The sequence below is a fragment of the Myxococcaceae bacterium JPH2 genome (assembly GCA_016458225.1).
GTDB lineage: Bacteria > Myxococcota > Myxococcia > Myxococcales > Myxococcaceae > Citreicoccus.
Genome location: JAEMGR010000016.1, coordinates 271,665 through 286,318 on the forward strand (window position 1 = coordinate 271,665; position 14,654 = coordinate 286,318).

Annotated in this window: 10 protein-coding genes; 1 reads left to right on the top strand and 9 read right to left on the bottom strand. The window is 70.0% G+C overall.

Annotated features, from left to right (window positions below; genetic code table 11):
• Positions 1–2: 2 nt before the first annotated feature.
• The 7 genes from JGU66_24425 to JGU66_24455 all read right to left on the bottom strand — a co-directional run bounded on the left by JGU66_24425 (position 3) and on the right by JGU66_24455 (position 11,619).
• On the bottom strand, positions 3–809 hold the full coding sequence (locus JGU66_24425) for an ABC transporter permease (GenBank protein MBJ6763930.1): 807 nt from the start codon (positions 807–809) through the stop codon (positions 3–5).
• Entirely contained in the window at positions 769–1,092 is a 324-nt protein-coding gene (locus tag JGU66_24430) for a peroxidase (protein ID MBJ6763931.1), read from the bottom strand. Before JGU66_24430 ends, JGU66_24425 begins: the two co-directional genes overlap by 41 nt.
• 48 nt (positions 1,093–1,140) lie before the next feature.
• A complete protein-coding gene (locus tag JGU66_24435; protein MBJ6763932.1) occupies positions 1,141–1,410 on the bottom strand; it encodes a peroxidase in 270 nt (89 codons plus the stop codon).
• 23 nt (positions 1,411–1,433) lie between these two features.
• Positions 1,434–1,859, bottom strand: a complete 426-nt coding sequence (locus JGU66_24440) for an acyl-CoA thioesterase (protein MBJ6763933.1) — start codon at positions 1,857–1,859, stop codon at positions 1,434–1,436.
• Positions 1,846–7,662 (bottom strand): SDR family NAD(P)-dependent oxidoreductase, encoded by a 5,817-nt coding sequence (locus JGU66_24445; protein ID MBJ6763934.1) that lies wholly within the window; start codon positions 7,660–7,662, stop codon positions 1,846–1,848. The genes JGU66_24440 and JGU66_24445 overlap by 14 nt, the downstream gene beginning before the upstream one ends.
• Complete coding sequence (locus JGU66_24450) at positions 7,659–8,981, bottom strand: RnfABCDGE type electron transport complex subunit D (protein ID MBJ6763935.1); 1,323 nt, start codon at positions 8,979–8,981, stop codon at positions 7,659–7,661. The genes JGU66_24445 and JGU66_24450 overlap by 4 nt, the downstream gene beginning before the upstream one ends.
• Positions 8,982–10,569: 1,588 nt before the next feature.
• Positions 10,570–11,619: a DUF1702 family protein gene (locus JGU66_24455; GenBank protein MBJ6763936.1), complete on the bottom strand. Its 1,050-nt coding sequence runs from the start codon at positions 11,617–11,619 to the stop codon at positions 10,570–10,572.
• Between the two features lie 472 nt (positions 11,620–12,091).
• Between JGU66_24455 and JGU66_24460 the strand changes: the two genes are divergently transcribed.
• On the top strand, positions 12,092–12,889 hold the full coding sequence (locus JGU66_24460; protein MBJ6763937.1) for an SRPBCC domain-containing protein: 798 nt from the start codon (positions 12,092–12,094) through the stop codon (positions 12,887–12,889).
• A 21-nt stretch (positions 12,890–12,910) separates the two neighbouring features.
• On the opposite strand, the gene JGU66_24465 is transcribed toward JGU66_24460, so the two are convergent.
• The gene (locus JGU66_24465) at positions 12,911–13,696 is read right to left on the bottom strand and encodes an alpha/beta fold hydrolase (GenBank protein ID MBJ6763938.1); all 786 of its coding nucleotides are present in this window, start codon (positions 13,694–13,696) and stop codon (positions 12,911–12,913) included.
• A gap of 14 nt (positions 13,697–13,710) precedes the next feature.
• Positions 13,711–14,652 carry a magnesium/cobalt transporter CorA gene (gene corA, locus JGU66_24470; protein MBJ6763939.1) on the bottom strand — a complete coding sequence of 314 codons (942 nt, stop codon included), beginning with the start codon at positions 14,650–14,652 and terminating at the stop codon, positions 13,711–13,713.
• Between the last annotated feature and the right edge of the window lie 2 nt (positions 14,653–14,654).

Sequence of the window (14,654 nt, forward strand, 5' to 3'; positions counted from 1 at the left end):
AGTCATCGCGTGCTCCCGTCCATCGCGCGCTGAAGCCAGCGCATGAGTGCATCCAGTCCCACGCCGATGCCCCCGATGAGCACCATGGTCGCCATCACCAGGTCGTAGCGATTGCCCGCGTTGCGTGCGTCGAGGATGAGAAAGCCGAGACCCGAGTTGACCCCGAGCATCTCGGCCGCCACCACCACGAGCCAGGCCACGCCCAGCGTGAGGCGCATCCCCACGAAGATGCGTGGGATTGCGGCCGGCAGCACCACGCGCCAGAGGAGGGCCGCGGAAGTGAGCCCGAAGTTGCGGCCCGCGCGCAGGTGGACCTCGGGGACGCCCCGCACGGCGCTCGCCACCGTGGTCACCAAGGGGAAGAACGAGGCCAGGAAGATGATGAAGATGGCCGAGACATCCCCCACGCCGAACCAGAGGATGGAGATGGGAATCCAGGCGAGCGGCGAGATGGGCCGCAGCACTTGGAGAAGCGGTGAGAGCGCCAGCTCGCCCCGGCGAAACCAGCCCAGCAGCAGTCCGAGCGGCAACGCGAGGGCGAGCGCCCCGAGATACCCCCACGTCACGCGAAACAGCGAGGCCACCGTGTGCCGGACGATGACCTGTCGCTGCACCAGCTCCAGCATTCCCGCGGCGACTCGCAAGGGAGAGGGGACGGGGGTCGAGCGCGCCAGGGCCACCGCGAGCGCCCAGGCGAGCACGAGCCCCACGAGCCCCAGAGACCGGAGCACGAGTGGACGCCGGCCCGCCAAGCCCAGTCCCAACGCATCACGGGTCGGAGGAATCGGGAGGGTCTTCAGGTGGCGCATAGCCAAACTCCGCCAGACGCTGCCCGGAGGCTTGATAGAGCGGCGCGCTCATGTCCTGGACGCCCGTGCCGTCGATCCACCGGTTGTAGAAGTTGAAGAGGGCGCAGACGCTGACGGCGTCGTAGATGGCTTCGTCCGTCCATCCCACGGCGCGCAGCGCGTCCACGTCCTCTCGGCCCAGCGCGCTCGAGCGCAGATTGAGCGTGTCGATGAAGACGAACAGCGCCTTCTCCGCGTCCGAGATGGGCGCGGTCGATGCGTCCCGAAGGACGGCTTGAACCATGTCGGGGGATTGCAACAGTTCCGCCGCGACCGCGGCGTGAGAGCCCGTTCAAAACGCGCATTCGTTCCCTCGGGACGTATACGCGGCGATGAGTTCGCGCATCCCGGGCGACAACGGCGAAGGCCCGCGCATCACCTCCTGCGTGAAGCGTGACAGGGCCGCGCCTCGCGAGGGCTTGAAGGCAAACAGGTGCCAGATTTGCGGCGGGGGGAAGCCCGCGCTTCGCGCCTGTCGGATGAGCGCCCCGTAATGACACGAGGACTCATGGGACTCGACATCGGGCAGGTGCATGCGGCGGTCGGGGCTCTTGGGGGCCATGGGTGTCCTCGCGAGGGAAGCGGTCAACGAACGACAAACGCATCGAGCGCGGCGCGAAGCTCGGCGGGAAAGGGCGTGGGTTCGTTGCGCCCGCCCTGGCGCGACATGCAGGCAATCTCTTGGTCGCCCCGCGCCACCGGCTCGCGCTGGCCATGGGCCAGCCGCAGGTAGTCGAAGCGCATCGTCACGCGGTTGCGTGACAGTCCTCCCAGCCGCATCAGGATGAGCAGCTCGTCAAAGGCCCGGACCTCGTCGAGGTAGTCGCACGCCACGCGAGTCGTCACCAACGCGAGCCCCAGGCCGAGCTGGGAGAGCGTGGACGGCGCGTGCTCGCGCAGGAAGAACTCGCGACAGCGGCCTTGCCACCGGAGGTGGTTCACGAAGTACACGTTGCCCACCAGGTTGGTCTCCTCGAAGGCCACGGTGTGCCGGTACTCAAACGCTCGCATCGTCGCCTCCGCTCAGGGTCGCGAGGACCAGCGGGCCCGGGTGCTCGCGCAGGTGGGTGCGCAGCGTGGCCACCCGCCGCGAGCCCGCGCCGAACACAATCCATCCATCCGGCTCCGCTCCGGCGATGGCCAGCCGCGTGGCCGCGGGCAGGCCTGCCTTCTTCAGGCACTCGATGGCGGTCCACACGCGCGTGGCGGCGCTCGCCAGGTCTTCGCCGTGCTCACGGGCCACCAGCTCCGCGAGGGCCGAGCGCTCGGGTCCGAGCAACTCGCGCCACACGGGCGGGGTGCGCGCCTCCACGGGCTCCATGTCGCAGCCGACGCTGCCCGGCCCGGTCACCGCCATGGTGAGTGTGCCCGCGTGCGAGGCGGAGGCACCCACTCCGTTCGTGGGAACAGGCTTGCCATCTGGGCGGCGGAAGACAGCGCCGGTCGCGCCCATGACGGAGCGCAGCACCCGGTCGGTGCGGCCGGGGCGCACTTCGTCGGGTCGTGCATCCAAGGCGACGTGCAGCGTGGCCCCGGGCAGCAGCTCCCCGATGCGTCGCTCCATGTACGGCGCGAGCAGGGACGCGGGCCACTCGGTGGGCTCTGGGGGCGATTCGATTCGCTGCAAGCGCAGGCCCTCCCATCGCTCCAGGACCTCACCCCGCGCGTCGCACAGCTCCACGTCGTAGGTGAAGAGCTGGCCGTCGCTCGACCGCTCTCGCGCGATGACGTGTCGTGGCTCTTCGCTCGTGGCGGCGCGGCGGATGGAGTCCACGCCCACGGGCAACAGCAGCCCGTGCGGAATGCATGCCTGGATGGCGTGCAGCGCCGCGTCTCGCGTGGAGGGCTCGCCGAGCACGAGCCGCGCGGGCAGGTAGCGCGCGAACCATGGCGCATCGGGTGTGCCGGTCAGCTCCGCCACGCACTCCGTCGCGCGCAGCCGGAGGTAGCGCGCGATGCGCTGGAAGCGCCCGGAGTGGAAGAAGAGGCGGCCATACAAGTCTCGCTCCGGTTCAAGCCCCTGGTGCGCTTGCGCCTCCTCACTGGGCACGGGCCAGCGCTCCGAGCGCGAGGATGTGAGGCTTTGCGCGGACGCGCGACACGTCGCGCGAAAGTGGTCGACCTGGAAGTTAGTCTCCTCGGAGCGCACCACCACGTCCACTGAGTCCGTGGCGGTTGCCAGCGCGGCGATGCGCAGCGTGCGGCGCGTGCCTGGGGGCACCACCACGGGCCGCTCGAAGCGCACCTGCTCGAAGTCGGGGGCTCGCTCGTGCCCCATCAGCGCCGTGGCCACCTGGGCCATTGCCTCCAGGCCGAGCACCGCGGGCCACAGCCGCTCGCCTCGGAAGACATGCTCATCCAAGGACAGGTCGGTCCCGTCGGACAGCTCGATGTCCACCACCAGCTCGACCCCGGGCTGATGCACGCGCACCTGCTCAACGAACCGCAGGAAGGGCAGGGCGCCGGATGCCGCAGAGAGCATGGGCTGCGCGCCCATGCGTCCGCTCACCACCACCGCCACAGGGGACGAGGGTGTCGCGAGGAGGGCTCGCAGCATGGCCACGCCTTGTTCTGGAGGAATGGCCTGGATGCCGCGCTGGGCGAGCGCCTCCACGCGTCCCAGCCGTTCACCCATGCCGAGTCCGGACCAGATGGACCACTCCACGCAGAGGCACCGGCACGCGGGGTGCTGCGCGCCCCAGCGCTCCACTTCGCGCGTGAGCCACGCATTGGCGAGCGCGTAGTCGGCTTGTCCCTCCAAGCCCAGTCGACCGATGACCGAGCCAAACCCGATGACTTGGCGCACGGATTCGGCGGACACCGCCGCGAGCACGTTCTTCAGGCCCTCGACCTTGGGGGCCAGGGTCGCGCGCAGCGAGGATTCATCGAGCCGAGCCAGCGGTCGAGGAACGTTCAGCCCCGCGCCGTGCAGCACCCCCGTGATGGGGCCCCGCAGTGTCGCCTCCAGCTCGCGCACCGCTCGGTGAACGGCCTCCGGAACCGTGACGTCCGCGGCGACATAGCTGGCACGAATGCCCGCGGCCTCGAGTCGCTGGAGGTTCGTGGCGAGCACGGCGTCTTCTTCTGGGCGAGAGCGGCCGAGCAGTCCGAGCCGCGCCCCACTGCTGCGCGCGAGCTCAAAGGCACACTCGTACGTGATGCCCTTTCCTCCGCCCGTGACGAGCAGGACGTCGTTCGTATCCAGCCCGGGTGTGACTTCCTTGGCGGGGAACAGTGGGCGCAGCTCGGGCTCTTCACGGACGCCCTCGCGGGTGTAGCGGCATTCGCGCATGCCAGGACTCAGGGCACGCGCCTCCGCGAGCACCCACTCCAGGGCTTGAGGATGAGCCTCGGGGACATCGACCACTCCCACCGCGAGGTCGGGCGCCTCGAGGCGGAGCGAACGCGCGAAGGCCGCGCACCCGCCTTCGTGCTGGACGACCAGGAAGCGCATCGGCCCACGCCCCTCCAGCGCGGCGTGCGCGGCTCGGAGTAGCATCAGGGCATCCGCCTCGGTCGTCACTGGGGAGACGACCACCGCGATGCCAGGGCCCGGACAGACTGCGTTCAGACGCGCGCTCAGCTCCGTCGCGCGGGCCTCCGACGCGGAAGAGAAGACGGTCCATGCACCGGGAGGCCAGGCGTGCGGTCCGGGTGGCGCGAGCGGGCGTGGACTCCACGTGACGGCGAAGGCGCGGACCCAAGCATCCACGCCGTCGGGAAGGGATGCGGCAGGCTCGCGCGTGTGGGCCCCTTCGCGACGCAGGTCTTCCAGGGCCTGGGCCAGCGTTCGCACTTGCGCGTGGGCGAACTCCAGCGGCGCGAGGAGCGGGGGAAGGCCGAGCACCCGAGCGGCCTCGGTGGCAATGCGCGACACGCTGATGGAGTTGAGGTGCAGGTCACCCAGGAGGCGGTCGTCATCACCGATGGCCTGCTCCGGAAGCTCTGCGCGAGCGGCGACGAGTCGTCGAACGACTTCCAGCGCGGAGCCCTGGGCCCGCGCCTCGGGTGGACTGTCGTCGCGGCCCGTCGTCTTCTCGGGCTGCGCGACCGGACGCGGATCTCGCGGCGCGGCGCTGTCGGGGATGGGGGCGCTCTCGCAAGGATTCTCCAAGAACGAGAGCTTGCGAGAGGGATCGAACGGCCGGGTGAATCGCCCGTCGAACAGCGCGGAGGGGACGCAGGGGGCTCCCATCGCGAACGCCGCACCGACCGCGCGCAGAAGTCCCCGCAGCGAGGCACCGCCGACATCGAGCGCCACGATGGGCGTGGAGACATTGTCTGCTCCCAGGCCCGTAAGGACCTGTCCCGGTCCGACCTCCAGCCAGAGGTCCACGGGGCCGGCGGCCTCCATCGCCGACGTGAAGCGAACCGGCGCGGTGAGCTGTTCCAGCAACAGCGCGCGGAGATCCTCATTCGCGCCGATCAACCGCCCGCTCACGGTGGAGGCGACGGCCCGGCGCAGTGGAAGGAACGAGGTCCTCGCGAGGGAGGCACGCAGCGACTCCGCGACCGGAGCCATGAGCGGTGAGTGGAAGGCATGGGACACCGCGAGCCGCGCGACCGCGAGCCCTTGCTCTCGTGCGCGTGCCGTGGCGATGTCCACCGCCCGCGCTTCGCCCGACACCACCGTCTGGCGAGGCGAGTTACAGGCGGCCACGCTGGCCTCGAGGCCGACGAGCAGGGGCTCCACGCGTGCACGGTCCGCGGCGATTCCCGCCATGGCTCCGGAAGGCACACCCAGCGCGGCCATGGCCTGTCCCCGAGCCCGCGCGAGCGCACGCAGTGGGGCTTCATCCATCGCCCCCGCCCAACCCAGCGCGGTCAACTCCCCGAGGCTGTGGCCCACCGCGACCTCGGCGACGACGCCTGCTTCCGCGAGCACGCGCAGGCCCGCCAGCGATGCCGCGACGATGGCCGGCTGAACCACCTCGGTGTCCACCGTGGCGTCTGGCCCATCCTCCGGCACGCGGGCTTCCAGCAAGTCGCGGACGGACGCGAAGCGGCGCCGCCAGCTTCCACCTCCGAGATGCGCGGGAGAGCCCTGGCCCGGAAACAGGAACCCGATGCGGGGAGCTCGCGCGCCTTCGCCCAGGAACAGTCCTGCCTCGACATCGCATCGTGAGGTCACGCCTTCGGCCAACGCGCGGGCGAGGCTGTCGAGCTGAGTCCTCAGCTCCCCCGGCGTGGATGCGATGAGCGCGGCTCGGAACCGCGAGCCTCCCGCCCTGCGTTGCAGCTCGAACGCGAGGTCCACCAGCTCCGCGCGCGACAGCTGCGGAACCTGTTCGCGAAGCACGCCGACGCGAGCGGCCAGGGCTTCGCGGTTGGCCTCGCCCAGCAGGAACAGCTCCGCGTCCTGCGCGGATGCGGCCAGTCGACGTTCGCGGAGCCCCAGCGGGGCGCGCCGCGTCGACGTGGGCGCCTCCAACACGACATGCGTGTTGATGCCGCCGAAGCCCATGGCGCTGACTGCCGCGCGGGGCGGACCGAAGTCGGGCCACTCCTCCACGTCGTGCAGGACGCGCAGCACCGGAGCCTCGCCCCGCAGCAGCGCGTGCGGCCGACCTGCTCCTGGCATCGGCGGCAGGGCGCGGGCTTCGAGCGCCTGGATGGCCTTGATCAATCCCGCGAGTCCCGCAGCGGCCTTCGTGTGCCCGATGTTTGCCTTCACCGAGCCGAGCGCCGCCGCGACAGAGCGAGGTGCCCCCGCTTCGCGCAAGGCCGTCGAGAGGGCTTGGATTTCGGTGGCGTCCCCCACCGCGGTGCCGGTGCCGTGGCCCTCGAAGTAGCCCACGGTGTCGATGCCGAAGCCGGCGCGGTGATAGGCGCGGCGCAAGGCGAGCCGCTGCCCTTCGACCTCGGGGCGCGTGAGTCCTCCTTGTCCATCCGACGACACCCCCCAGCCCCGGACCCAGGCGCGCACGCGCAGCCCTCGCGCCACCGCGTCGTCATGGCGCATCAGCACCGCGAAGCCGCAGCCCTCGCCGGGCCAGAAGCCCGCGGAGCGATCGTCGTAGACGCGCATGTCCTCGAGGGCCAGCGCGCCCGTCTTGGCGAAGCCCACCAGCTCGAAGGGATCGAGGCTCAGGTCCACTCCGCCCGCGAGCACCACGTCCAGGTCCCCCGCCACCAACGCGCCGCACGCCTGAGTCACCGCGAGCAGCGACGACGCGCACGCGCCATCCACCGTGAAGCCGCCGCCCTTCAGGTCGAAGTGGTTGCAGATACGGCCCGCGATCGTGTTGGACAGGCCTCCGGCCAGCGTCTCCTCGCCCACGGGCGGGAACGGGGCCTTGAAGCGATCCTCCAGACTCGCGAGGAAGAGCGCGAGCCGCTCCGGCTCCCATCGCTCCCGCCCGAGGGCGTCCTCCACCATCCGCCGGACATAGGGCCAGCGCAGCCGCAAGCCCTGCGCGCGCGAGAACTCGCCGGTCAGCGTGTTGCCCACCACGACGCCGGTGGTCTCGCGCGGAAGGTCACGCCCTTCATCCAGCCCCGCATCGCGCAGCGCATCCGCCGCCACCTCCAAGGCCAGCCAGTGCGTCATGTCCGCGGAGCGGAAGCTGCTGCCCGCGACGCGGAAGCGCAGGCGATCGAAGACATAGCCCTCCAACACCGCGACCTCTCGCACGGGTGTTCGATCGGCGGCGTGTGGATCCTCGGAGAAGTAGTCCTCCAACCGGAGGCGCGCGGCGGGCATGGGACGGAAGGCGCGACGCTGGGCGACGACCGTTTCCCAAAGCTCCGCTGGCGAACTCGCGTCTGGATACCGACACGCGAGCCCGACGACGGCGAGCGGTATGTCTTTCATGAGTGCGGCTCACCCCCCGCTGAGGTGGCGAGGGCAGCGGGCGGAGCGTCACGTCGGGGGAGCAGGGCGCGCGCGTACAGCAGGGCGCCGCGTGCCAGGCACACCAGCGTCAGGGAGAAGAAGAGGTCGAAGACGATGTGCCGGCCCACCAGCAGGCTGTAGGCGGCGGCCACGCTGGCGCCGAACAGCACCTGGGCCAAGGGCTGGCGCGGCGTCGTCCCGGGATCCGTCACCATGTAGAAGGTGTAGAGGACGAAGGCCACGCCCGTCATGGGCATGAGCGGCGGCATGATGGCGCCATTCATCAGCCACGCGCGGAGCATCGCCTGCAACGCGAAGCCTCCGAGCCACCCGGCGATGAGCGGCAGTCGCTGCGTGAAGCGCGCATTGAGGAACGTCCCCGTGCAGACGATGACGGCAGGCAATACCCAGTCGCCCACGCCGAATAGGTTCTCGGTGAACTGGTACGGCGGTGCGATCCCCACGGAGGGGAACGCCACCAGCGTCACGCTGATGCCGAAGTTGGAGGGATTGAGGAAGTGGCGCCACGTCCCTTCGACAGGCGCGCGAAACAGGGCCTTGGACGCGATCGCCACCGCCGACGCGAAGGCCACGGGAGCAAGGCGCGCATTGGCATACAGCAGCATGGCCACCGCCAGGCCGGTGATGTGCGCGGGCAGGAGGAAGTCGACGAGTGCCTTCACGCCTCCCGTGAAGCGCGGCGCGCGTCCCTGCGCGCGCGCCTCCAGCCATTCCAGCATCAGCTCCATCGCGTACGCCGTACCCAGCGCGACGAGCGGATGGGCCCAGGCCATCTCGAACCCCAGCACCGAGTGTCCCAGGAGATTGAGGACGGTGATGGCGACAGCGAAGCGGCGAAGGCCCCCGAGGCGAAGCGAGCCGGCCCAGGTCTTCATGGCGTGACCTCCGAGTTCACGCGCCCCAGCAGCAGGGTGTGCCAGCCAGGCGTGAGCGAGAGTTGTTGGTGCTGGAGCTGTCCAGAGGCACTTCGCCATGACACGCGCACGGTGATGGGCGTGTTGATGGGAACCACCCCCAGGCCGAAGTGAAGCTCCGGGCTGCGCTTGCCGGAGTGCCCGTTGCCGCCATCCACCTGTCCGACGAGGTGACGCCCATCGGGCAGAATCACCTCGGCCGCCGCGCCAATCACGGGGGTGGCCTTGCCTCCCTCGCGAGGCAGCCCGGGCACGACCGTCACCGTGCCGCCCGCGTCGCCGCCCACCGGGCGCAACAGCCTCAAGCCCAGGAAGGCGCCGGGCGCGGGCGCACGGTTGTGCGCGAGGTACGAGGGAGCCCATTGATTGGCGATGGCCAGGTCGAGCGCGCCATCTCCGTCGACATCCGCGGTGGCCATGCCGCGGGTGACCTCGGTGGCCCCCAGGCCCACGTCGACCGCGAGGTCCTGGTACCGCCCTGTCGCATCGCGCACGTAGAAGGGATTGTGCTGATGCCCGCTCAGGTCATCGCCGGCCTGGAACCGGGGCCAGCTCTCGGGGTGGCGCAGTCGTGAGTCATTGGCCGTGGCCAGCTCTTGCAACTCGGGCCAGCGATCCACGGTGCCCGCGAGGAAGCCGGTGGCCTGTGTGGCTTCGAGCGTGCCGTCGTTGTCGAAGTCGCCGAAGCGCGTCTCCCAGCCCCAGCCGCTGCGCGCCACGCCGCGCTCCTCGCTGGTGTCCACGTAGGGCGCCACGCCTTCGCGCATCCGTGACAGCTCGCCCGTGCTCTCGAACAGGAAGTGGCTTTCGAACAGCGAGAACTCGGCGGAGATGTTGCTGACGAAGATGTCCAGCAGTCCGTCGCCGTTCGTGTCCCCGAAGTCCACGCCCATGCCCTTGAACGAATCCCGGCCGAGCACCTTGGAGTTGGGCGTCCCCAGGCTCTTGCGGCCTTCGAGCAGGGCGAAGTGGAGCTTCCCGGGCTGCGAGCGATTGTGCAGCAACCGGTCCGGTCCGAAGTCGTTGGCGATGTACAGCTCGGGCAGCCCGTCGCCGTCCAGGTCCGCTGCTCCGAGCGCGAGCGTCCACCCGTGGGAGACGAGCGATTCCTCCTCGGGATCATCGAGCAGGCCCGTCACCTCCGCGAAGGTGACGGAGGGCGTCTCTCCGGAGGTGGCACTCACCCAGCGCAGCCAGTGGTCGACGCCGCCGTTGAAGGCGCGCGTCATCGAGTCCTGCATCTCGTCTGGCTCGGTCGCCTGGACATCGAGGAGGTGGGCCCCGTCCGGGAAGTAGTTGCCCAGGATCAACTCCGGGTGTCCGTCACCGTCCATGTCCGCGAAGGTGGCGGCGTTGGTGAAGAATCTCGCGCCGCCGGGGACCAGCTCCTGTCGCACGAACCGCTCCGCGGACAAGGCCGAGGCCGTGCCGGGCTCGCTCGGGCGCTGAAGGAAGGCGAGGGGCGTGCGACCCCAGTAGTAGACGACCACATCCGTCCAGCCATCCTCGTTGAGGTCGGCGGGCAGGCAGCCCATCGGCGCCATCGTCTTGCCATCCCAGGCGAACGGCGCCGCGTCGAGCGTGAAGGGGGCGTAGCGCGCGGGCGTGCCAGGGGCGGGCGCGACGATGACCTGGTCCGTTCGCGTGTCCACGTAGCACACGTCGTTGGGCAGCCCATCCGCGTCCAGGTCGTGCAGCGCCACGGCGGCACCGACCGCGGAGATCCATCCCTGGATGCGCTGGAGCGAGGGATTGACCTCCCGGGTGTATCGCTCGGGCGGACGCGGTGTCGCGACGGGCAAGGGCTCGCGCTCGAAGTGGAAGCGCGCGACGGCGGCGGTCCGCTCCGCTGAGCCCAGCTCCGGCAGGCGCGCGAAGCCATACAGGACGAGCACGGCGCACAGCGCGGCGAGTCGCGCCGCGTGCCGGGTCAGGAGGGTGCGTAGCGTGCTCATGAGGACCTCGCGGGGGGCGCGACGGCCCGTTGGATGTTCTGGCGCCAGCGCTCGAAGCGCGGTGCGTCTTCACTGTCTTCTGGGCCGCAGGCCTCCAGGGCGGACTCGGCGAGGGCCGCGGTCTCGCTGAAGCCGCGACCGCACAACACCTCGCAGGCCCAGGTGACATGGGGAACGGGATTGCCCGCCCGCTCTCGCGCCCGCGCCGCGAAGACGACGCCCTGGCGCAGGGCCGGCAGGTGGTCGTCCGCGGCGTCCCGCAGCACCCCCAATGCCTCGCGCTCCACGCCACCCGCGTAGGTGCACGCCAGCCCCACGCCGGCCCACAGGTCCGCGCGCCGGGACGTGGGGAAGCTCCAGATTCGTGACACCACGCGCTCGACGTGCGCGCCCTCCACGAACCACAGGCTGCGCCCCAGGCCCTGGTCGAACGCGCGGTCCGCATAGCCGCCCAGCCCGGGGCGTGCGCGTCGCTCGATGAACTGCTGGGGATGGAAGTACCCCTGATGGAAGCCGTAGCCATCCACGCCCAGCCAGCCAAGCAGGGGATCCATCGCCGCGCGCGCGCGTCGCGCGTCGCGGTGCAGGCGCGCCCAGGCCCATCCGGCGCCCACGTGCACCATGTACACATGAGACTGCGCGCCGCCCTCCAGGAATGCATTCACGCGCGATGGGCCCCAGGGCGTGAGCGTGTCCAGCAACGCCAGCGCCATGGCCGCGCCTTCGAACGCGAAGCCACGCATGCTGACATCGACGTGCTGGAGCCGAGGCACGAGTCCGTCCGCGCGCGGCGTCTCCAGCGCCGTGTTGTAGCCGAGGATGAACGTGCGACCGATGTGCTCCAGGTGGGCCTGCGTGGAGCCTCCCGCGCCGCGAAAGCCACGCCGCGCGAAGGACGCCTCGGAGTCCGCGAGCCCGAAGACGCCTCGCCGTGCGACCGCGGCGAGCCGTGGCAGCCAGGACGTTCGAGTGTCACCGAGGGGCTCGGGCGGCGCCGAGCCTGGAGGGGATTCCTTCACATCGTCGCGAAGCGGCGTTGCGGGCATGGGGGACCCCGGGCCTGCGTGAAGACAAAACTGTGATGGCTTGCGGCAGGCCGGAGGGAGGGCCGTGCCGCGAGGGCAATCGCTTGCTTTGGGTTAGATGGTTTATACATCGCCGGTTCTCTGCCTCGTCAAGGCGCGCGCCCTGGTGGCAAGGATTGCGCTTGAGAGGGAGAAGTGGGTGAGTGTTTGGGTTCCGACAGGTTCTGCTACCTGCGGGCAGTAGGGTCTGGATGTCATTGCGTCGCGCTCGAAAGTGGCTGCTTTTGTTGAGCCTCTCGAGGGTTTCTTCCGAGGGAAACGCAGACATTGCCCTCCTCGCCAGGTCGACAAATTTGTTATCGCCGTGCTACCTCCCGAGGCGGGCCGCGCAATGTCAGACGGGGGAGGCGGCTTTCCGTGTCGTGGCACCCCAACGGAGTCTTTCCTGGCCGCCCCGGCGGGATCACCGGCGGCCCACCTCCCGGAGCGCGTCATGCATGTCGTCACCCTGCGGGCCCCCATCTCTCATCCCCCCGAGGACGTCTGGAGGGATCTCACCGAGGGGCCTCGGCTGTCGCGGTGGTTCGCTGACTCGGGCGACCTGGGCCCCGAGGGCTCGTTCTGCTTCGATTTCGGAGATGGAGACTGCTTCCTGGGTCAGGTGACCCGCTGGGTCCCTGAGCGCTTCCTGGGCTGGGAATGGCGCTTCATGGGCCTCGGGCCTGTCTTCCACATCCAGTTCGAGCTGGTTCCGGAGGCAGCGGGGACGCTGGTGGGAGTCACCGATCGCGGCGCGCGCACCTCCGCCGAAGCAGACAGCCTGCGCGCGGGCTGGGTGGACTTCCTGTCGCGCCTGGAGCGCTTCGTCACCACGGGCCGGACGTCTCGCTATGAGTGGAGCCAGACCATTGGCACCGCGGCCCTGACGCGCGAGCCGCCCCGAACGGTGTTGGGGACGATGAGCGATCCGCGCTGGTGGCGCAGCGGCTTCGAGGGCGCGGACGTGGCCCTGCACTCACCCGGGCCGAATCAGGTGGTGGCGGACTTCCACCGCGCGGACTGGGGCAGCGCGGAGACGCGCGCCGTGGTCACGGTGGAGGCGTCACGGGGAGGCGCCTACGTGGGCATCACCCACGAAGGCTGGACCGCGCTGCCGCCCGCGCTGCAGCTCCCGGAGCGACGGCGCTTCGCCGCCCTGTGGGCCCGCCTGCTCGCGGGGCTGGAGGGCCACTCCTGGGGACAGGCCGCGCTGCTGTTCGCCCTGATGGGGCCGTGGCTGGCGACACGGTGAGGCGTGTCGCCGCCATGTCGCTCACAGCGAGTCGAGGAAGCTTCTCAGCACGGCGTTGAACTCCTCGGGCCGCTCCTGGTTGGACAGGTGCGCCGCGCCACGGATGAGCTCCAATCGCGCGCCCGCCACCAGCCCCGCCATCTGCTGGGCCTTCTCCAGGGGCGTGATGGCGTCCTGCTCGCCCACCACCACGAGGGCCGGCCCCGCGTAGCGCGCGAGCATGTCCTTGCTGTCGGGGCGAAGGCCCATGCCGCGCTGGGCGGCGGCGAGTCCGGTGGGCGAGGCCTCGCGCATCTGGGCCGCGACCCAACGGCCCACGGGCGAGTCGGGGCCCTCGGCGACCAGCTTGGGCAGCAGGCTCTTCACGACGGCCTCGGGTCCGTGCTCCAGGGCCTCGCGTGCGTTGGCCTCACGCCGCTCCCGGCCCGCGTCGTCATCCGCGGTGGCCTGCGTGTCCACCAGCACGAGTCCACGCACCCGGCCCGCGTCCTCTCGCAGGAGCGCCATGGCCGCATAGCCTCCCATGGAGACGCCGCCCACCACCGCGGAGTCCACCTGGAGCGCGTCGAGCAGGGCCAGCGCATCCCGAGCGATGCGGCTCATCTCGAGCGGGCCCTCGCCGGGCGCCGTCCGCCCGAAGCCGCGGTGGTCCGGGAGGATGAAGCGGTAGCGCGATGACAGCGCCGCGACCTGCGCGTCGAACGAGGCGCCCGTGAGCGGAAAGGCATGCAGCAACAGCACCGCCGGGCCCTGGCCCACGTCGCGGTAGTGCAGGGAATGGCCATCCTCGGTCGTGATGTGTGGCATGGAATCCTCGCGGCTCAGAGCCACTGCTTGTATTTGAACCAGGCGATGAGCCCCAGCGGGAACCCGACGATCATCGCCCACATCGCGGTGTAGTGCTGCGGCGTCGAAAGCACGTCGAAGTTCTGCCCGAAGAAGCCCACGATGAAGGACAGGGGCAGGAACAACGTGGCGAAGATGGTGAGCTGCTTGGTGATGTCGTTCGTCTTGTTCGCCACCATGGAGAGATAGCCATCCATGGCGTTGCCCACGATGTCCCGGCCCGCGTCGATCTGCTCGTACAGCCGCACCAGGTGGTCATACACATCGCGGAAGTAGAGCGTCGTGCGCTCGTGGATGAACGGTACGCCTCGGCGCGACAGCAGGCTCACCACGTCCCGCTGCGGGGACAGCACGCGCCGCAGCGTCACCAGCATCCGCTTCAGCTCGAAGATGCGCTGGAGCTGGGAGCGATCCGGCCGCTCGAAGATGGCCACCTCCAGGTCCTCCAACTCCTCGCTGAAGCTGTCGAGGATGGGGAACTGCGCGTCCACCAACGTGTCGGCGAGCATGTACAGGATGAAGTCCGTGCCCCGCTCCTGGAGCGTTCGCGGATCATCCTTCACCCGCTTGGACACCGACTCGAACCCCGGGAAGTTCAGCGAGTGCACGCTGATGAGCCAGTCTTCGGCGAGGAAGAAGTGGTGCTCGTGCAGCGTGAGCTGACACACGTCCGCACCCCGCGTGAAGCCCTGGAGGACGATGAACTGGTGGCCCGGGTATTCCTCCAGCTTGGGCCGTTGATCCAGGTGGAGCGTGTCCTCCACCGCGAGTCGGTGCAGTCCGTAGCGCGTGGCCAGCCGACCCATGACTTCCTCGGTCGGTTCGCTGACGTCGATCCACTTGCGGCCCGGTCGGTCGAGCAGTTCCTCGCCGCCCGTGAGGATCTTGCCGTCCTCCAGCAGACAGACCTGAATCATCC